Source organism: Pseudomonas sp. Ga0074129, from assembly GCA_001465025.1.
Classification (GTDB): domain Bacteria; phylum Pseudomonadota; class Gammaproteobacteria; order Pseudomonadales; family Pseudomonadaceae; genus Aquipseudomonas.
This window is the reverse complement of sequence record LNDO01000018.1, coordinates 13424-32265: the sequence shown is the minus strand read 5'-3', so window position 1 is coordinate 32265 and position 18842 is coordinate 13424. Positions and strand designations below refer to the sequence as shown.

General features: G+C 56.3%; 13 protein-coding genes. 12 read left to right on the top strand and 1 reads right to left on the bottom strand.

What is annotated here, in order from left to right:
- The first annotated feature begins 9 nt into the window (after positions 1 to 9).
- The 5 genes from AUK77_RS01130 to brxC all read left to right on the top strand — a co-directional run bounded on the left by AUK77_RS01130 (position 10) and on the right by brxC (position 6298).
- A complete protein-coding gene (locus AUK77_RS01130) occupies positions 10 to 387 on the top strand; it encodes a hypothetical protein (protein ID WP_023127674.1) in 378 nt (125 codons plus the stop codon).
- Between the two features lie 181 nt (positions 388 to 568).
- On the top strand, positions 569 to 1465 hold the full coding sequence (locus AUK77_RS01125; RefSeq protein ID WP_296125343.1) for a WYL domain-containing protein: 897 nt from the start codon (positions 569 to 571) through the stop codon (positions 1463 to 1465).
- A complete protein-coding gene (locus AUK77_RS01120; RefSeq protein WP_296125342.1) occupies positions 1462 to 2232 on the top strand; it encodes a hypothetical protein in 771 nt (256 codons plus the stop codon). Before AUK77_RS01125 ends, AUK77_RS01120 begins: the two co-directional genes overlap by 4 nt.
- Positions 2225 to 2770, top strand: a complete 546-nt coding sequence (locus AUK77_RS01115) for a BREX protein BrxB domain-containing protein (RefSeq protein WP_023127677.1) — start codon at positions 2225 to 2227, stop codon at positions 2768 to 2770. The genes AUK77_RS01120 and AUK77_RS01115 overlap by 8 nt, the downstream gene beginning before the upstream one ends.
- Positions 2771 to 2833: 63 nt before the next feature.
- On the top strand, positions 2834 to 6298 hold the full coding sequence (brxC, locus tag AUK77_RS01110; protein WP_296125341.1) for a BREX system P-loop protein BrxC: 3465 nt from the start codon (positions 2834 to 2836) through the stop codon (positions 6296 to 6298).
- A 116-nt stretch (positions 6299 to 6414) separates the two neighbouring features.
- On the opposite strand, the gene AUK77_RS01105 is transcribed toward brxC, so the two are convergent.
- Positions 6415 to 6573, bottom strand: a complete 159-nt coding sequence (locus tag AUK77_RS01105) for a hypothetical protein (protein ID WP_296125340.1) — start codon at positions 6571 to 6573, stop codon at positions 6415 to 6417.
- 9 nt (positions 6574 to 6582) lie between these two features.
- Here AUK77_RS01105 and AUK77_RS01100 point away from each other — a divergent pair, with 9 nt between their 5' ends.
- From AUK77_RS01100 to brxL, 7 genes are read left to right on the top strand one after another with little or no spacing between them, the layout of a single operon-like run.
- Complete coding sequence (locus AUK77_RS01100) at positions 6583 to 9783, top strand: DNA methyltransferase (protein ID WP_296125338.1); 3201 nt, start codon at positions 6583 to 6585, stop codon at positions 9781 to 9783.
- A gap of 2 nt (positions 9784 to 9785) precedes the next feature.
- On the top strand, positions 9786 to 10763 hold the full coding sequence (locus tag AUK77_RS01095; protein ID WP_296125337.1) for a DUF932 domain-containing protein: 978 nt from the start codon (positions 9786 to 9788) through the stop codon (positions 10761 to 10763).
- Positions 10760 to 12547 carry a DUF262 domain-containing protein gene (locus AUK77_RS01090; protein WP_296125335.1) on the top strand — a complete coding sequence of 596 codons (1788 nt, stop codon included), beginning with the start codon at positions 10760 to 10762 and terminating at the stop codon, positions 12545 to 12547. Before AUK77_RS01095 ends, AUK77_RS01090 begins: the two co-directional genes overlap by 4 nt.
- Before the next feature lie 51 nt (positions 12548 to 12598).
- Positions 12599 to 13873 (top strand): ATP-binding protein, encoded by a 1275-nt coding sequence (locus tag AUK77_RS01085; RefSeq protein WP_296125333.1) that lies wholly within the window; start codon positions 12599 to 12601, stop codon positions 13871 to 13873.
- The gene (locus tag AUK77_RS01080) at positions 13873 to 14472 is read left to right on the top strand and encodes a hypothetical protein (protein WP_170050468.1); all 600 of its coding nucleotides are present in this window, start codon (positions 13873 to 13875) and stop codon (positions 14470 to 14472) included. The genes AUK77_RS01085 and AUK77_RS01080 overlap by 1 nt, the downstream gene beginning before the upstream one ends.
- Positions 14469 to 16787, top strand: coding sequence for a BREX-1 system phosphatase PglZ type B (gene pglZ, locus AUK77_RS01075; RefSeq protein ID WP_296125331.1), 2319 nt, complete (start codon positions 14469 to 14471; stop codon positions 16785 to 16787). Before AUK77_RS01080 ends, pglZ begins: the two co-directional genes overlap by 4 nt.
- A gap of 6 nt (positions 16788 to 16793) precedes the next feature.
- Positions 16794 to 18836, top strand: a complete 2043-nt coding sequence (gene brxL / locus AUK77_RS01070) for a protease Lon-related BREX system protein BrxL (protein ID WP_296125355.1) — start codon at positions 16794 to 16796, stop codon at positions 18834 to 18836.
- The last annotated feature ends 6 nt before the right edge of the window (positions 18837 to 18842 follow it).

Here is an 18842-nt window from a genome sequence, read left to right as displayed (position 1 = left end):
AGCAAGACCATGAGTCGCAGAACGAAAAGTGATGCCCTGCAATGGCTGGCCGCTGGATTGGCGGTGTTCTTGCTGGTCAGTGCCCAGGCTCAGGACCGAGACCTGGATAACGACGGACTCTGGGATTACAACCGCGGCGGCATCGACCGGGATGTCGATAACGACGGCACGTGGGATTACGACAAGGGCGGCATTGACCGCGATTTGGATAACGATGGGACTTGGGATCATGGCGCCGGAGGCATTGATCGGGATGTCGACAATGATGGCAGCTGGGACCATGACGCCGGCGGGATTGATCGTGACCTCGATAACGATGGCCTGTGGGACGAGTCGGCCGACGGCATTGATAGGGATCAGGATAACGATGGAGTGTGGGATGAGTGAGTCGCTGATCATGGCTGTCTGTGCTGAATTGACGGTCGATGGGGAAAAGGGGCCATACATGCCTCAGTTGCTAATAAATGCCTGATGCGCATTGCGAAAATGCTACTGGTTCGCTGTGTCTCACTTAGTTATCATCATTTTTAGCAGGATTGCTTGACCCATTTGGAATAGGCCCCCTCGTATGCCCGATATCGCGCTAAAAGACGCTTCGCCTAATCAGCGCGAACGACTGTGGCAGATCGACTTTCTGGTGCGTTTTCGTGGGCAGGTGAGCCGGCAAGATCTGGTGCAGCGTTTTGGAATCGCACGGTCAAACGCAACACGCGATTTCACTCTTTACCGGCAGTTAGCACCGGACAATCTCGACTATGACCATCGCGAAAAGGTGTATCGGCGTACCTCGGTGTTTAAGCCGCTTTTCACCTACGACTGTGAGCACACCCTGCAAACTCTGACCCTTGGCCAAGGCGTCGGCTTAGAAGCTTGCGCTCAAGTCATTGTGGTTGACGCTGCGCCTACCCTGAATCAGCCAGATCTTGAGACGCTGGCTTCGGTATCTAGAGCCATTTATGCCGGCAAAGCGTTGAGGATCAGTTATGTGTCAGCCAGCAGCGGAGAGGCCAGCCGAGAAGTTGTTCCGCACAGTCTCGTCAATACAGGTCTGCGCTGGCATGTCAGAGCGTACTGCAGGACTCATGCGCAGTTTCGCGACTTTGTACTAACCCGCATTACCTCGAGCAATGAGGTGCCCGGCGGAATAGACGAAGCGGTTGAGGCCAGAGGGCAGGATAGAGAATGGAATCATGAAGTGGTTTTGGAGTTGGTACCTCATCCCAACGCTCGTTATGCCCGCGCCATTGAGCTGGACTATGGGCTGAAAGCAGGCCAATCCATCCATGTATCTGTACGGGCTGCTACTGCGGGCTACCTCTTGCGCCGCTGGGGCGTCGATTGCAGTGCTGATGCACGTCTGAATCCGGATGAGTACCAACTGGCACTGCGCGATCCTAAGGGTGTCGCCAAGCAGGTCAACCTCGCCATTGCCCCCGGTTTTAGCCTGGAGACAGTCCATTCATGACTGCGCAGCAGAAGTTTGGTTTCAAATTTGGCCGTAACGGCGCGCACTCTGCACGCACCATGATGCTCGCTGAGTTAACAGAGCTTTTTCATGGTCGTGGCGTTGATGCCAGCGCAGCGCAGTACCAGGAGGATATTGAGCTCTTTAATGTTCTGCATAAGCCCACTGAAAAAGCCCGCAAATTGACATGGCGCCATTTGGTCGATTTGTACGCCATGGATAAGGAGGTCGTGCTCTTTCGTACCTTCCGCCGCCTGTGGGAGAGCGATGAGCGTGCGCGTGCTTTATTGACCTGCCAAATGGCCCTTGCTCGCGATCCATTGCTGCGACTTTCGCAAAAGAAAATCGTGGGATTGGCACCAGGCCAGATGCTTAAGCGTGAAGAGATGGAGCAAGCCTTCGAAGAGCAATTTCCTGATCGATACAGCCCGGCCATGCTCAAGTCCTTGGCTCAGAACGTGAACGGTACCTGGACCAACGCGGGCTTCTTGCAAGGTCGCAGTAAAAAGCACCGTGCCGAGCCCGAAATTCGTCCGGTCAACGTCGCCTTTGCACTGTTTCTTGGCTACTTGCAGGGCGCCAGTGGTAACCGCCTGTTTAACACCGAATGGACCAAGCTGTTTGGCTCCCGCCTGGAGCGCCTGCTAGAGCTGGCCCGCCAGGCCAGTTACAGCGGTCTGTTGAATTTCAAACATTCCAGTGAGGTCGTGGAAGTCACCTTCCCCGACTACCTGACCAAGGAAGAGGAGGGCTGGCTGCATGAGTAACCGCCTAAACCGTCTGCTGAAAAGCTACAGCAACCATATCAGCCTGCCGTGGATCAGCGGTCTGGCAAACGAGCAGCGGGTGCTTTTTGCCGTTTATCACAAGGAAGACGAGCTCAGGCTGCGTGCCCGTATCGAAGAGTTTCGGCTGGCTACCGAAAGTGCCGGCCACCCCTGGCTGGAGCTGGACATCACTCGGTTGTTTCCAGACTGGATGGCACAGCAAAAGTACCGCGAAGACTATTTCGAGGACCCGGACAGCCTCACCCCGAAATACAAAACCTTCGCTCGCCAGTCAGTTACGGACTTGGCTGAGCGCATCAAGGATCAGGCCGACAGTAATACCCTGGTGGCCCTGGTTGGCTGCGGCACCCTGTTCGGGTTTGCCTCGGTCTCCGATTTCGTCAAACAGCTGGCCGAGCATGTGCCGGGGCGCTTGCTGGTGCTATTCCCCGGCGAGTACGTCAACAACACCTACCGCCTGCTGGATGCCCGCGATGGCTGGGGCTATCAGGCCACCGCCATTACTGCAGACAACTGAATACCGGCACACATTGCCGTTTTGAATTGAATAGCGCCAATGCGCACAGGGAGTACGCCCAGGATGTTGAACCGCGAGATTTACGACCTAGACCCGCAACAGAACCGGCTGGAAAACAACGGCGTTGCCGAGGTCAAAGACGACCAGTCCCAGCAGGCCCTGAAAACCCTGCGCTACGAATTGCAGACCTTTGTCTGTGACGGCGAATATCAGGCAGGTCTCGACAAGATCCTCTCCGCTTATCTGCGCAACCTGGGTGACGGGCATGAACAACCTGGTGTGTGGATCTCCGGCTTCTTCGGTTCGGGCAAATCGCACCTGGCCAAAATGCTTCGCGCCCTCTGGACCAATCAGGAGTTCAGCGATGGCGTAGCTGCTCGTGACATTGCCGATCTGCCTCAGGAGATCAAGGATCACTTCAAGGAGCTGAGTATCCAGGCCAAGCGCCACGGTGGCCTCCACGCCGCTTCGGGCACTTTAGGTGCCGGCGCCAACAACAATGTGCGCCTGGCGCTGCTGAACATTGTGTTCAAGTCCGCCGGCCTGCCGGAGCAATACCACCAGGCGCGCTTTGTGCTGTGGCTGCATAAGCAGGGCATTTTCGATCAGGTTAAAGCCCACGTTGAAGCAGCAGGCGACAACTGGGATGACGAGCTGGAAGACCTCTACGTTTCCAGCAGCATTTCACGTGCCTTGCTGGCTATCGACAGCACCCTTGGCGATGACGTCAAACAAGTGCGCCAACTGCTGCGCGAGCAGTACCCCAATGTGCAGGATGTGACCAACCAGCAGATGGTCGACGCCATCTATGACGCTCTGGCTAAGGACGGCCAGTTCCCGCTGACACTGGTGGTGCTCGATGAGGTGCAGCAGTACGTCGGCTCGGACTCGGAGAAGGCCCACCAGGTACAGGAAGTCGTCGAAACCTGCTGCAAGAGCTCCAAGTTCAAGAGCAAGATGTTGTTCGTGTCCACTGGGCAGAGCGCACTTTCAGGTATGGCTAACCTGCAGCGTCTGCTCGGCCGTTTCCAGATTCCTGTGCAGCTGTCGGATACCGATGTCGAATCGGTGATTCGCAAAGTCATCCTGCGCAAAAAAGCCTCGGCTCGCCCGCACCTTGAGCAGGTCATGCAGTCCCACCTGGGCGAAATCTCCCGTCAGCTTCGCGGCACCAAGATCGAACACCACCGTGACGATGAAAAGGTCATGCTGGCCGACTATCCGCTGCTGCCGGTTCGTCGGCGCTTTTGGGAAAAGGTCCTGCGGATTGTTGATACCACCGGCACCGCCTCGCAGCTGCGTAACCAGCTCAAGGTTATCCACGAAGCTGCCCAGGCCACTGCCGATCAGCCCCTGGGTCACGTGGTCGCCGCTGACTTCATCTACAACCAGATCTCGGTCAACCTCTTGCAGACCGGGGTGATCTCCAAAGAAATCGCGGAAACTATTGGCCGCTTGTCAGCCGGTGATGCCGACGAGAAGCTCAAGTCACGCATCCTTTCCTTGGTATTGCTGATTGGAAAATTGCCCACGGATCCGACCGCAGACTGTGGCGTGCGCGCCACTGCCGACATGCTCGGTGATCTGCTGATTGATGACCTTAACCAGGGCAAAGACACCATCCGTACTCAGGTACCTAAGCTGCTGCAAGAGCTGGCTGACGATGGCCTGGTTATGCCCATGCAAACCAGCACTGGCACTGAATATCGGCTGCAAACCCAGGAAAGCGCCCAGTGGTATGACACCCTCCGCCAGGAAGAGGCCGACCTGCGCGGTAACCTGCAGCGGGTAGAAAACATCCGCGTTGATCTGCTGCACAAGGAGCTGCGCCGCCAGATCGCCCAGGTGCGCCTGACCCAAGGCAAATGCAATGAGCCGCGTCAGGTGTTGCCCTGCTTTGATGCGGAACTGCCAAAGGATGCCAACGAGAAAATCTATGCCTGGGTTCAGGATGGCTGGGCAGTGTATGAAAAGGACTTTATGACTGAGGCCCGCAGCCGCAACCCCAGTGAGCCGACCATCTTCATCTATGTGCCGGCACGTAACCGTTCCGAGCTGACCAATGCCATTACCGCCGAGCACGCCGCCCAGGCTACCCTCGACAAGCGCGGCATACCCAACACTGATGCCGGCAAAGATGCCCGCAGCGCCATGGAAACCCGCCACCGTGATGCTCAGAAGCAGGTGCAAGCGCTGCTGCGTGAAATTTTCGAAGGCGTACAGGTGCTGCAAGCCGGCGGCAACGAGGTAGACGGCAACAGCATCAGCGACCGTGTCGAAAGTGCCGCCAAGGCCTCACTGGTACGGCTTTACCGCGAGTTCGACCAGGCCGACCACCCCGCCTGGGGCAAGGTCTACGAGCGTGCCAGCAAAGACGGTGGCCAGAACGCGTTGGAACTGCTCGGCTACAGTGGCGATGCCGAGCTACATCCCGTTTGTGCCGCGATCAAACGCTTTATCGGTGTCTCGAAAAAGGGCAGTGAAATCCGCGAGCACTTCCTGGCCGCGCCCTATGGCTGGCCGCAGGATGCCATTGACGGTGCGCTCTATGTGCTGCTTTCCAGCGGCATCCTGATCGCCGCCGATAGCCGCAACAACCCGGTCACCGCCAGCAGCCTTGATCGCAAGCAAATCACCCAGGCCAGCTTCCGCCCGGAAAGCATCACCATCCGCCCGGTGGACATGATCAAGATCCGTGGTGTGCTCAGCAGCAGTGGTATCGAGTGCCAGCCGGGGGAAGAGGCCAACAAACTGCCCCTCCTAGCCGAAAAGGGCCGCGAGCTGGCCAAGCGCGCCGGTGGTCCTGCGCCATTCCCGGCAGTGCCAGATACCAAGGTCTTTGATGAACTGGCTCGCCAATCCGGTAATGCCCAGCTCAAGCAGGTACTGGATGAGCAGGACGCAATCAAACAGGCCATCAAGGACTGGGCCGACACCGCCCAGCGCATTGACGCCCGCCGGGGTGACTGGACCCTGCTGACCAGCCTGCTCGACGTCAGTCGCGGCCTGGCCTTCCACGCGCCCATTCAGGCCGAAGCGGATGCCATCAGTCAGCACCGCTCCCTGCTGGATGATCCCAACCCGGCCACCGGTTTGATCCAGCAGTTGGTCAGCAAACTGCGCGACGCCATCCAGTTCCATGTTCAGGCCTATCTGGATCAGCACGCCAAGTGCCTGGCCCAATTGCAAGCCGACAGCCACTGGCAACAGCTCAGCGACGAGCAACAGCGCGCCATTCTGGACAAGCGCAAACTGCTGACCCTGGAGCAACCCACACTCAACGATGCCGAGGCGATTATCGACAGCCTCAGTGAGGTCAGCCTGGAGCAGTGGACCGACCGCACCGAGTCTCTGGCCAGCAAGTTCGATAGCGCCCGCCTGGAAGCCGCTGAACTGCTGCAACCCAAGCTGCAGCGCATCAACTTGCCGCGCAAAACTTTTGAAAGCGAAGCCGATATCGATGCCTGGCTGGCCGAAGTCAAACAACAGATTCTCAGCAAACTCAACGACGGACCGGTGACCTTCTGATGACCCAAACCACACACCGCCAGCCCCTCGACAAAGCCCTGCGCCGCGCGCTGGAAGCCACCGTGGTCAAGGCTCGTGACATTGCCGAGTTGGCCGCCAGTCAGGCGCTCACCCGTCTAAGCGTGGGTGAAGCCAAGCCTGCGGACTACCTGAGCGACGAACAACGCCAGCTGCGCACCCGCCTGCGCGCCCACGGCCGCCAGCTGGGTGATATCAAACAAGCCAACGGCCAGCAAAGCCTGCACAAGCTGATCACCGAGGTGGCCTACGAGCATTGGCACCGCATGTTGTTCGCCCGTTTTCTGGAGCAGAACCACCTGCTGATGTACGACGAGCACACCCCGCTAACCCTGAGTGAGTGCAGCGAGCTGGTACAAGATCCGGACACCCTGCGCGATGAGCAGGAGCGTCGCTGCCAGAGCGGCTGGGAGCTGGCCGGTGTGCTGGCCTCGAAAATGCTGCCGCAGATCTTCCGTATCGACTCGCCGGTATTTGCCTTGGAGTTCGCGCCCGAGCACCAGCGGGAGCTGGAAAAGCTGGTCACCGGCCTGGCCCCAGAAACCTTCCAGGCCCAGGACAGCCTCGGCTGGGTGTATCAGTTCTGGCAAAGCAAGCGCAAGGAAGAGGTCAACAAGTCCGAGGTCAAGATCGGCGCCGACGAACTCTCGCCCGTCACCCAGCTCTTTACCGAACCCTATATGGTCAGCTTCCTGCTGGATAACAGCCTGGGCGCCTGGTGGGCCGGCCAGCGCCTCACCGACCACGACTGGCAAACCGCTAACAGCGAGCAAGAGCTACGCAACAAAGCCGCCATCCCCGGCGTACCGCTCAGCTACCTGCGCTTTGTTAAAGACGACCAAACTCAACAATGGCAACCCGCCTCTGGCACCTTCGACGCATGGCCCAAACGCCTAAGCGAACTCAAAGCCCTCGACCCCTGCTGCGGCTCCGGCCATTTTCTGGTCGCCGCGTTCCTGATGCTGGTGCCCATGCGCATGCAGGCCGAACAGTTCAACGCCCGCCAAGCCATCGACAGGGTGCTTAGCGAAAACCTCCACGGCCTGGAACTGGACCAGCGCTGTGTCGAGCTGGCGGCCTTTGCCGTGGCACTGGAGGCCTGGCGTTACCCGAATGCCGGTGGCTACCGCACACTGCCCGAATTGCACCTGGCCTGCAGTGGCCTGTCCATCGCTGCCGCCCGCGACGAATGGAAAGAGCTCAGCCGCAAGGCTGGCAAGCAGAACCTGACCATTGCTCTGGACTGGATGTACCAGACCTTCCAGGATGCCCCGGTGCTTGGCAGCCTGATCAACCCGCGCCGCAGCAAGGCCGCGCAAATTGCCCAGTGGAGCGAACTGCAGCAACTGCTGGGTGAGGCTCTGTCTCAAGAAAATGCAGAGGGGCAAGCTGCTACTGTGGCGAGTAGTTCTGAGCTAAATAACCGTCTGGAGGCTGGCATAGTCGCGCAGGGTGTTTCTAAAGCAATGGAACTACTTGTTGAGAAGTATCAATTAATTGCAACTAATGTCCCATATCTCAAAGCCGGTGATCAGTGCGCGACCCTGAAAGCTTACTGTGAGGAATACTATCCAGAATCTAAGTATGCGTTGGAATCCACATTTACTGAGAGATGTCATGAATTCCTCAGTGCAGGTGGCTGTTGCGCTGTCGTTACTCAGCAGTACTGGTTGTTCCTCAAGTATTATGATCGCCTGCGAGAGAAGTTTATTCGTACGAAGGGGCTGGGCTTCATTGCCCGCTTAGGTCCGGGGGCTTTTGAAGAAATAGGTGGAGAGGTCGTCAACGTATGTCTGCAATTGACCTTTAATGAGTTTCAGCTCAGGCACTTTGGAATTGATGTTGGTGGTAGTCAAGGCTCCTTGGAAAAAGATAATGCTTTGGTATGTGAAGGGATCACTTCTGCGATCCAAGAAACACAACTGAAAAACCCCGATTTCAGAATTTCTTTTGAGATTGATGCCAGTTTTGGTAACCCTCTTTCTGACTATGCAGATTTTGGTAAAGGAAGTGTTTCTGGTGATGGCTTCAACTACCTACGAAAGTTCTGGGAATTTGATGCGATAACGTCAGGAAAAAAATACTGGCTTAATAGTCCTGAGCATGATGGGCTGTTTTCTGGTCGACAGGATCTGATTCTGTGGGGTGGTAATTTTGATCCATCAATGGAAAGTGGATTTGCTTTTCGTGGTCAGAGAGTACATGGCAAGAAAGGCATTGCGATAGGAAAAGCAGGTACTTTCAGGTTTACTCCATATACAGGGGAAATATTTGATGACAATGTCGCTGTCTTGAAGCCCAACACTGAGTCGGATTTAGCAGTTCTCTGGTACTTTGCAACTTCAGGTATGCTGCAGCAGGAAGTGAAAAAACTGGATAAAAAAATGTCTGTAACGGCAGGGACCTTTACTAAGGTTCGTGTCGACATAGATGCTTTAAGAGAAAAAGCTGAAGCAATTCTGCCGCACGGATTACCTCAGCCCTACACTAACGACCCTACCCAATGGATCTTCCACGGCCACCCCTGTGGCACGGTAGTCTGGGATGAACACAGCAAATGGACCGCGCACGGCGAACTGCGCGTCGATGACAGCGTGCTGCACGTCGCCGTCGCTCGCCTGCTCGGTTACCGCTGGCCGGCAGAGCTGGACCCTGAGATGGAGCTGGCCGCTGAACAGCGCGAATGGGTGGAGCGTTGCGCTGAGTTGGCCGATTTTGTCGATGACGACGGCATTGTCTGCCTGCCGCCAGTGCGCGGTGAAAAGGCCGCTGATAAACGTTTGGAAGAGTTGCTTGAAGCCGCCTACGGCGATGCCTGGACCACCCCACTGAAAAACCGCCTACTCGACGCCGTCGGCAGCAAATCCCTCAGCCTGTGGCTGCGCGACAAGTTCTTCGAGCAGCACTGCAAACTGTTCCAGCATCGGCCCTTTATCTGGCATATCTGGGACGGCCTAAAGGACGGCTTCAGTGTACTGGTCAACTACCACAAGCTCGACAAGGCCGGCCTTGAGCGTCTGATCTACACCTACCTGGGCGACTGGATCCGCACCCAGCAAGCAGGCCTGGCCAACAGCGAAGACGGCGCCCAGGAACGCCTCGCCGCCGCCGAAGCCCTGAAGAAAGAGCTGGAAGCCATCCTCGAAGGAGAGGGTACAGCCGAAAAACCCTACGACATCTTCGTCCGCTGGAAGCCCCTGGCCGAACAGCCTATCGGCTGGACCCCCGACCTCAACGACGGCGTCCGTCTCAATATCCGCCCATTCCTTTACGCCCGAGATGTGAGCAAAAAAGGCGCCGGCATCCTGCGCTGGGCGCCCAACATCAAGTGGACCAAAGATCGCGGCAAAGACGTCGAATCCGCCCCCTGGTACCGCCTGGGCCTGGAGTACGGCGAAGGCGAGGGTGCACGGATCAATGACCATCACCTGAGCTTGGCTGAGAAACGGGCGGCAAGGAGCCATTAAACATGGAACGTAAATGGTCCGCGATGGATCCTGCGGTAGCCTTTTTCCCTGTCGAGCTGAGGCCGGTTTTTATCGAGGCTTCAGCTCAAGGTAACGACCTGTTTGCAGGCGGCGGGTATCAGGCGCTTCCTCGTCACCAAGCGGTGGTCGATGTAGAGAGTAACCATGCCTTTGCAGTGGTGACCGAGGATTATCGCTTGGTCACTAATCGTCAGGCGTTTGACTTGGCAGCCGATGCACTCAAGCAGGTTTTTGACTTTACCTCGATGGAGGATATGGACTGTCTAAACGTGACCATGCCCAAGTCGCGATCGTTCTGTCATATCGATCTGATTCACAAAGGAAGCGACTTTGAGCCCTGGCAGAACGACCGTTGGGTACCCTTTGTGCGTATCACCAACAGCTACAACCGCACCCGCCGTCTGCGCTTTGAGGTCGGCTTTTGCCGGTGGATCTGCCTGAATGGGCTGATCTTTGGCGGTAAAAGTGTGGAAATCAGCTTTGCCCATACCCGGCAGTTGCAAGATGAAATGCGCCGTTGGCATGAGAATCTCGCTGGTATCAAGCTGCTAGAAAAACTCTTTGTCGCCAAGCTGAATAATTTGCAGCGCTTTCATGTGCCTGCACGCTGGATGCTACCGCTCGCGTGCAAGGTATTTGACGTGCGCATTGCCTCTGATACTCCCATCAAACCACGCCGGGCTGATGAGCTGGTTAAGTTCCGCCAGGCCATTGCGGATCTAGCCAGTGATTATTTTGTGTCGATGGGTGAGCACGGCTATGCCGCCCTCAATGTGCTGACAGATTACGCTAGCCGACCTGTGGGTGTTATTGCCCCAGAAACCATGATTGATGGCTTCCAGCACAAGGCCGGTGACTGGATCGATGAATTTGTTGAGCAGATTGAGAAGCGTGATTTCACATTTGAAGCCTATCTGGGCGAACGCCTGAAAACAGCAGAGGTCATCGCCAGATTATGATCAAGTCGGTTTATAACTACCCAGTCTCCACCCTGCTCGATATCGAGAGTGGGGTGGTTTATGCCATCCCGCGCTACCAACGTGAGTACACCTGGAGTCGGGCGCAGTGGGATGCACTGTTCGACGATTTGCTGGAGAACGAGCCGAATTATTTTCTTGGCTCGATCATTTGCATCAATCAGTCGCAAGACGCTTTGTCAGTACAAAGCCTGGAGCTGGTGGATGGTCAGCAGCGCATGACTACCTTGTCGCTGTTGTTAGCTGCGATCTACCAAAGCTTCAGAGTGCTGCCCAACCTGGGCATGGAGCAGCAGATTGAGTTGTATAACCTCAAGCACAAGCTGGTGCTGAAGAAAAAGTCAGACCAGCCACGATTGATCCCCCAGGTACAGAACAACAACCAGCAGGATTACTTCGCGGTGCTCGGCAAAGCTGGGATTTTGGAAGATGTGGAGCAGGTGCAGCACGCAGGTAACCGCCGTGTGCTGAAAGCCTACCGGCACTTTCTGTGGCGTATTGAGCAGTATCTGCAAGAGCTCAGTGAGCCAGTCGCGGGCTTGCAAGCGCTGCTGGACAAAGTGAACACCGCCACCCTGGTCAAGATCGAGGTGGCCGGTCATTCGGATGCCTACACGCTGTTTGAATCGCTGAACAATCGTGGCGTGCCGTTGACGGCCATTGATCTGATCAAGAACAAGCTACTGGCTGTGCTGGAAGCGAAGTACTCGGGCAGCATCGACAAGCACTACAACCGCTGGAAGAAAGTCATCGATGCCCTGGGTGATGACTATGCGGTGCAGGAGCGATTCTTCCGTCAGTACTACAACGCCTTCAAGCCTGATTTGAAGGACATCGTCTCGGTGCCGGTGGCGACCAAATCCAACCTGATGCAGGTGTACGAGAAGCTGATCGCCCATGATGCTGAGAGCTTCCTGCAGGCAATGATCCGGCTCTCTGCCCATTACGCTCAGATCGTGGGTTACCGCGCCGTGCCTGAGCAGCCAAAGCTATCCGGTCTGCTGTTGTCGCTGGATCGTATCCAAGGTGCCGCAGCCTATCTGTTGTTGATGGTGCTGTTTGAGCGTAAGGACACCCTGGAACTTGAGCAGGAGCACCTGGAGCAGGTGGTGCATTTCCTCATCGCCTTCTTTGTGCGACGCAACACCACCGACCTGCCGCCTACCCGAGACCTAACCCGGATTTTTATGGATGTGGCCGAGACAGTGTTGGCGTTAAAAGGCCAGGCAGTGGTCAGCCATATCCAGCAACGCCTGACAGGCGAAAGCGCCAGTGATGAGCAGTTTGAGAAGAGCCTGAAGGGGCCGATCTATGAAGACAACAAGGCTGTTTGCCGCTTTGTGCTTTGCGCTCTTGAAGAAAGTCGTATGACCCTTGAAACCCGGGTTGATCTCTGGGCCTTGAAAGGCAAGCAGTACGTATGGACGATCGAGCACATTTTCCCTCAGGGTGAAAACATCCCCGATACCTGGGTACAGATGATCGCCAACGGCGACGCTGCGCTAGCGGAACAACACCGCCAAACCTACGCCCACTGCCTGGGGAATCTGACTATCTCTGGCTACAACAGCGCGCTGGGTAACAAGAGCTTTGCTGAAAAACAGAGCCGGCTGGATAGCCAGGGGCGCAAGGTGGGCTACAACAATGGCCTGCACTTGAACCAGGCGTTGGTCAACGAAACTAGCTGGACCGTGGATAAGCTCAAGGCACGCACGGATCTTTTGGTGCAAGAGGTGCTGCAGAAGTATCCTCTGTCGGTTTTGTGATCATGGATTCACCCTTGTTTTGGCCACGCTGCCACTTTACCGGAGTAGAAAATGCTTAAAGAACTCAAGTTGACCCATGTGGGACCTGCGCCTTCGATGGAACTCGAGTTTGGCGAGCGGCTGAACCTGATTACCGGTGACAACGGTCTTGGAAAAAGCTTTTTGCTGGATATCGCCTGGTGGTCGATGACGCGCAAGTGGCCGGCGGAGCTCAACAGCAGCCTGACAGTCGGTAAAAAAGTCAGGCCGCACGCAAAGCAGGAAGGCGAGATCAGCTTTTGCTTTAGCGGCAAGAGCAAGGACGAGCGTTACATCAGTAATTACCAGCCGCGCGAAGAGGCCTGGACAGGCCGCTCTGGCCGCCCGGCCAATCCCGGTCTGGTGCTTTACGCCATGAGTGATGGCAGCTTTGCAGTCTGGGACCCAGCGCGGAACTACTGGCAAACCAAGAATGATGTAGACGTCCAGGAGCGGCGCCCAGCCTTCGTGTTCAGCTCATCAGAGGTGTGGGATGGCCTGGTTGATGACGGTAGCGTGCTGTGTAATGGCCTGATCCAGGATTGGGCGACTTGGCAAAAGGAAGATGGCGAGGCCTTCAAGCTGCTGAAAAGTGTCCTCAAGGTGCTCTCTCCTAGTGCCAGGGAGGCCATGCTGCCGGGCAAGTTGGGCAAGCTGAGTCTGGATGATGTGCGGGACATTCCCACCATCACCATGCCCTACAAGCAGGATGTGCTGGTGCTGCATGCCTCCTCAGGCATGAAGCGGGTGATGGCCTTGGCTTATTTCCTCGTCTGGGCTTGGCTTGAACATCGCAAGGCGGCGGATCACCTGGGTGAGGATCCGACCCACCAGGTGGTGTTCCTGATTGATGAGGTCGAGTCCCATCTGCACCCTAGTTGGCAGCGAACTATCGTGCCGGCGCTGTTGGAGGTGATGAAGAAGCTGACAGCCCGCCCGGATGTGCAACTGATTACGGCAACCCATTCCCCGCTGATCATGGCATCGGTCGAACCGCTGTTTGCTGAGCGCAAGGACGCCTGGTTTGACCTGGACCTTGAACAGGATGAAGTGGTGCTGCGCAAGCGAACGTTTGTGCGCCAGGGCGATGCGTCCCGCTGGCTCACCAGCGAAGCTTTCGACCTTGGTAGTGCCAGATCGTTGGCCGCTGAACAGACCCTTGAGCAAGCTGCCAAGATCCTTTCTGAAGAAGTGATTGATGCTGAACTGGCCAAGAAGCTTGATGCCAAGCTGCGTACCTTGCTGGGCGATACGGATCCATTCTGGATTCGTTGGCGGTATGTGGGTGAAAAGCAGGGGTGGTTGTAATGATCCCTGTTGCTGCGCAACCAGAGCCTGCTGATTTTGATGTGAAGGTACGCCAAAAGGGCTTGACGCATCTCAAACGAAATGGAATCGCTCTGGATCGGCCTCTGCCGCCAAAAACAGAGATAGAGCCCTATTGGCGAGCCTGTTTAACAGATCTACACCAGGCTTACAGCGGTATTTGCGCATACCTGGGAGTGCATTTTGAGCGTGTGATGGGCGGTGGGAGTGTCGATCATTTCATTGCCAAGTCCGCCGATGCGGGCCTCGCCTATGAATGGAGCAACTACAGGCTGGCATGTTCGACGATGAACAGCCGCAAGCGAGAATACAGCGATGTGCTTGATCCGTTTTATCTCGCGCCGGATCTGTTTCGGTTGCAGCTTTCAACGGGGCACATTTACCCAAATCCACGTCTAGCTGCTGCACCCATGCGTTTGGTTGAGCAAACCATTGAGCGTCTTGGTTTGGACGATACGCAGTGTCGTGATATGCGCGCGAGCTGGTATCAGGATTATCTGGAGTTCGGGTTGCCAGCAGAGTATCTGAAAAAGAAATCACCTTTTGTCTGGTACGAAGCCAACCGCCAGGGATTGCTATGAAACTGATTGATTTGCTGGCCGATGAAGTCCGCGCCAGTGCCGCTTACAACTCGAATGTTCAAGCCGCTCCCAATGTCATTCTCTGGACTGACAAGTTGCGTCAGTGGGAGTCGGCATTACCCATGTTGCAGGCTGCTCTGCCGGAACTGATCGTGCTGGGCAACTATGCCCCTGAACGCAAAACAGGTCCGGCGATCTGGATTAAATGTGTGGTCGAAGGTGTCTTGCCAGATGTTGAGTTGCCAGCTGGCCGGACGCCTATTGTCTATCTACCAGGTTTTGAACGACGTGATTTGCGCGCCATTGCTGCCTGTCCTGACTCGCTCAAGCCGCTGGCTGAATTGCAGTACCGGGGCTGCTGGTGGATCTATAGCAATGCGGGGCGTGACTGGACGGTGAATGCCTTCCTGGTCTCCAGTAACGGCGGTGCCGGGCTTGATGTGGCCAAGGATGAGAAAACCCAGCAGGTCATGTTGCGTGTATTGCCCGAGATTCTCGAGAGCGAACGCGATGACTTGAGCAATCGACGCCTTGAAGCAGCGGACTTCAACAAGCTGGTCAGCAGCGATCCGGTACGTGATCTGCTCAGCTGGATGAACGACAGCCAGGCCTGTCGTGAACGCTGGGAGTCTTCCCGATGGCAAGCCTTGGTCGGTATATGCGAAACCGAGTACCACTTCAATCCAGAGCTGGATGGCGAACTCACGGCGGCTGAGCTGCTATGCCAGCGTCAGGGTGTCTGGGAGGGTGTCTGGCAACGCTTTTTGGAGTCATGCACGCATTACCCTCAGTTGCCGCAGCTGCTATTGAAGGTGCAGGCAGATTTGGCGGCCAACGGTGCCAGTTACCCTTCTATCAATGCCATTGAAGAGCAGCAGCTTGAACGTGATCTAAACGGACTGTTGCAGCTTGATCCGGCGAAAGCGCGTCTGAGCATCGTTCAGCTTGAGAGCCATCATGCGGAGCGCCGTAACTGGGTATGGCATGCCCTGGCTATGGCTCCCCTGGCAGGAGTGCTGGAACATCTGGCTGAGATCGCTAAAGCCACCACCAATACATTCTCTGGAGCAGACCCTGAGGAAATGGCGAGCCAGTATCGCGAGAGCTATTGGCGTGCAGATGATCATGCACTGCGCGCATTGGCTTATCCGCTGTCACCTGGTCAACAGACACTGGTGCATGGCCTTCTGGATCTGATTTACACCCCCTGGCTGGACGGTGTGACACGCAACTTCCAGAACCTGGTGCGTAGTAAGGGCTATCCAGACAATTATCAGATCAATGAAGCTACGGCGGATTATGCCGTGGCCGGTGAGGCGGTGTTTTTTGTTGATGGCCTACGCTTTGATACGGCGCAACGCTTAGCGGCCAAGCTGCAAGGCCTGGGTGAAATTCAGTTGGACGCGAACTGGGCAGCATTGCCTTCGGTAACGGCCACAGCCAAGGCGGCAGTAACGCCGGTGCATGATCGGCTGACCGGCCGAGTAACAGACCGGGATTTTGAACCGAGCCTCGCGGATGATGACAAGGACTTTTCCTCGCACTACCTGCGCAAGTTCCTCGACGAGAAAGGCTGGCAGTATCTGGAAGAGGGGGAGTCAGGTGACCCTGCCTCGAATGCCTGGTTGCAAAGTGGTGACATTGATAAGGAAGGCCATGTTAAGGGCCTGAAGCTCGCAGCACGCATCGATACCTTACTCGACGAGGTCGTCGAGCGTGCAGAGGAACTGATCGCTGCGGGTTGGCGCAAGATTCGAATTGTGACTGACCATGGTTGGATACTGACTCCCCGGCCTATGGCGAAAGTGGACTTGCCCAAGCATCTGACCGAAACGCGCTGGGGCCGTTGTGCGGTGATCAAGGATTCTGTGGATTCGGGCTATCAGCAAGTGGGCTGGTATTGGAATAGTGCCGTCAGCATCGCCATGGCGCCTGGCGTTTGCAGCTTCAAGGCCGGTCAAAACTATGACCACGGTGGCCTGAGCTTGCAGGAGTGCATGACGCCGGTGATTCAGATTCGCAATACCAAGGCAGTCACGGCCGTATCTGCGGTCACTGCGACCCTGTCGGATATTCGTTGGTTGGGTCTCACTTGCAAGATTCAGGCTGAAACCACGGCTGATGGCGTATTGGCAGTGCTAAGGACTCACCCAGCTGATCCTGACTCTGAAATAACCAAGCGCAAGCCACTCAAAGACGGCAAATGCAGCTTGTTAGTAGATGACCAGTTTGAGGGCAGCTCAGCGGTTCTGGTGCTGCTGGATGATCAAGGTAACGTGCTGGCGAAGAAGCCGACACTGGTAGGAGACGAATAAGTGGAAATGGATACGCTGGACCACAAGGCCGCAACAGCCTTTGAGGGTTACCTGGTCCGAAAGGATCTGGTGCGAACCTTTGCCCGCCAGTTTCCGGTACCGACCTATGTGGTCGAATTTATGCTGGGCCGCTATTGCGCCTCGACCGACCCTCAAGAGATTGAAGAGGGGCTTGAGATTGTGCAGCGTCAGCTGGCCTCTCGCACTGTGCGCGCCGGCGAGGAGGAGCTATTCAAAGCTCGGGCCTACAAGGATGGTTCGGCCAAGCTGATCGATATTGTCAGCGTGCGGTTCGTGGAAAAAGAGGGTGGTTACCTGGCCAGCCTGCCAAGCCTAAACCTCAATCGGGTCCGCATCCCCGACAAGATTGTCGATGACAATGAGCGGCTGTTGACCGGTGGCTTTTATGCCGAGGTCACCCTGGAATACGACAGTGTGATTGCTGAAGAGAAGGGCAACGCCTTTGGCATCTCGGAGCTGCGACCAATCCAGATGTCCAAGCGCAACGTGCTGGATATCCTGGCGGAGGCACGCAGTAACTTCAGCAGCGATGAGTGGCGCGACTTTCTGGTGCGGTCCATCGGTCTGGAATCCAATGCACTGACCCAGCGTGCCAAGGATGCCATCCTGCTTCGGATGGTGCCCTTCGTGGAGCGCAACTACAACATGGTCGAGCTGGGGCCTCGTGGTACTGGTAAGAGTCACCTGTTCCAGCAGGTATCGCCTTATGCGCACCTGATTTCGGGCGGCAAGGCGACCATTGCCAAGATGTTCGTCAACAACGCCAGCGGGCAGCGCGGTCTGGTCTGCCAGTACGATGTGGTCTGTTTTGACGAGGTTAGCGGGATCTCCTTCGATACCAAGGAAGGGATCAACATCATGAAAGGCTACATGGAGTCCGGTGAATTCAGCCGCGGCAAGGAGAGCATACGTGCCGATGGCTCCATGGTGTTTGTCGGCAACTTCGATGTGGATGTCGAGCACCAGCAACGAGTTGGCCACCTCTTTGGCCCGCTGCCAGCTGAGATGCGTGACGACACAGCCTGGATGGATCGCATCCACTGTTACCTCCCGGGCTGGGATGTACCGAAGATGAACAAGGATCTGACCACGGACCACTTTGGTTTGGTTAGTGACTTCTTCTCGGAATGCATGAGCCGACTTAGATTCGAGAGCCGCGTGTCAGCGATGCAAAACCGCGTTCACCTGGGCGGTGCCCTTAGCGGCCGTGATACGAATGCCGTTAACAAAACGGTTTCTGGTCTGCTCAAACTGATGTACCCCAACCAGGATATGCCCGTCTCCGACGAGGATCTGGAGTGGGCAACCCGTTTGGGCCTTGAAGTGCGCCGCCGCGTAAAAGAGCAGCAGAAGCGGGTAGGGGCTGCCGAGTTCCGTAACACCCATTTCAGCTACTTCATCGGCGACGATGGCGTCGAGAAGTTTGTTGCCACGCCCGAACTCAGAGCTGACAACGAGATTGGTGACGATCCGCTGGAGCCAGGCCAGATCTGGGCTATCAGTGAAGGCGGCGCTGACATCGACGACAATGCGGGTCTGTACCGTATCGAAGTTAACGGTGGACCAGGCTCCGGGGTGAAGATTCTCAACAATCCCGCGCCGGCGGCGTTCAAGGAGTCGGTACGCTATGCCGAGCAGAACCTGTATTCACGGTCTGTTCAGCTGGTTGGCGATCGAGACCCTCGCTCTCACGAGTTCTCCATCCAGCTACGTGCATTCGATGCTGCAAAACGAGGTTCCAAGCTGGGCATGGCAGCGTTGATCGCCATGTGCAGCAGTCTGCTGAAAAAGTCAGTCAAGGGTGGGTTGATCGTTGTCGGCGAGATCAATCTGGGAGGCTCGATCGAGCCCATCAGCAATGCAGTAAACATCGCTGAATTGGCAGTGGAAAAGGGCGCCAGCGCACTTCTAATGCCGGTAACTGCGCGGCGTCAGCTGTATGACCTGTCTGACGACATGGCGACCAAGATCGATATCCAGTTCTACCAGGATGCTCGGGATGCGTTGTTGAAGGCGATTGTGGAATAGCTAAGC

Bases quoted from the DNA above. Each gene is read 5' to 3' on its own strand.
- AUK77_RS01130 (WP_023127674.1), top strand. From the start codon at position 10: ATGAGTCGCAGAACGAAAAGTGATGCCCTGCAATGGCTGGCCGCTGGA.
- AUK77_RS01125 (WP_296125343.1), top strand. From the start codon at position 569: ATGCCCGATATCGCGCTAAAAGACGCTTCGCCTAATCAGCGCGAACGA.
- AUK77_RS01120 (WP_296125342.1), top strand. From the start codon at position 1,462: ATGACTGCGCAGCAGAAGTTTGGTTTCAAATTTGGCCGTAACGGCGCG.
- AUK77_RS01115 (WP_023127677.1), top strand. From the start codon at position 2,225: ATGAGTAACCGCCTAAACCGTCTGCTGAAAAGCTACAGCAACCATATC.
- brxC (WP_296125341.1), top strand. From the start codon at position 2,834: ATGTTGAACCGCGAGATTTACGACCTAGACCCGCAACAGAACCGGCTG.
- AUK77_RS01105 (WP_296125340.1), bottom strand. From the start codon at position 6,573: ATGCTCGTAGGCCACCTCGGTGATCAGCTTGTGCAGGCTTTGCTGGCC.
- AUK77_RS01100 (WP_296125338.1), top strand. From the start codon at position 6,583: ATGTTGTTCGCCCGTTTTCTGGAGCAGAACCACCTGCTGATGTACGAC.
- AUK77_RS01095 (WP_296125337.1), top strand. From the start codon at position 9,786: ATGGAACGTAAATGGTCCGCGATGGATCCTGCGGTAGCCTTTTTCCCT.
- AUK77_RS01090 (WP_296125335.1), top strand. From the start codon at position 10,760: ATGATCAAGTCGGTTTATAACTACCCAGTCTCCACCCTGCTCGATATC.
- AUK77_RS01085 (WP_296125333.1), top strand. From the start codon at position 12,599: ATGCTTAAAGAACTCAAGTTGACCCATGTGGGACCTGCGCCTTCGATG.
- AUK77_RS01080 (WP_170050468.1), top strand. From the start codon at position 13,873: ATGATCCCTGTTGCTGCGCAACCAGAGCCTGCTGATTTTGATGTGAAG.
- pglZ (WP_296125331.1), top strand. From the start codon at position 14,469: ATGAAACTGATTGATTTGCTGGCCGATGAAGTCCGCGCCAGTGCCGCT.
- brxL (WP_296125355.1), top strand. From the start codon at position 16,794: ATGGATACGCTGGACCACAAGGCCGCAACAGCCTTTGAGGGTTACCTG.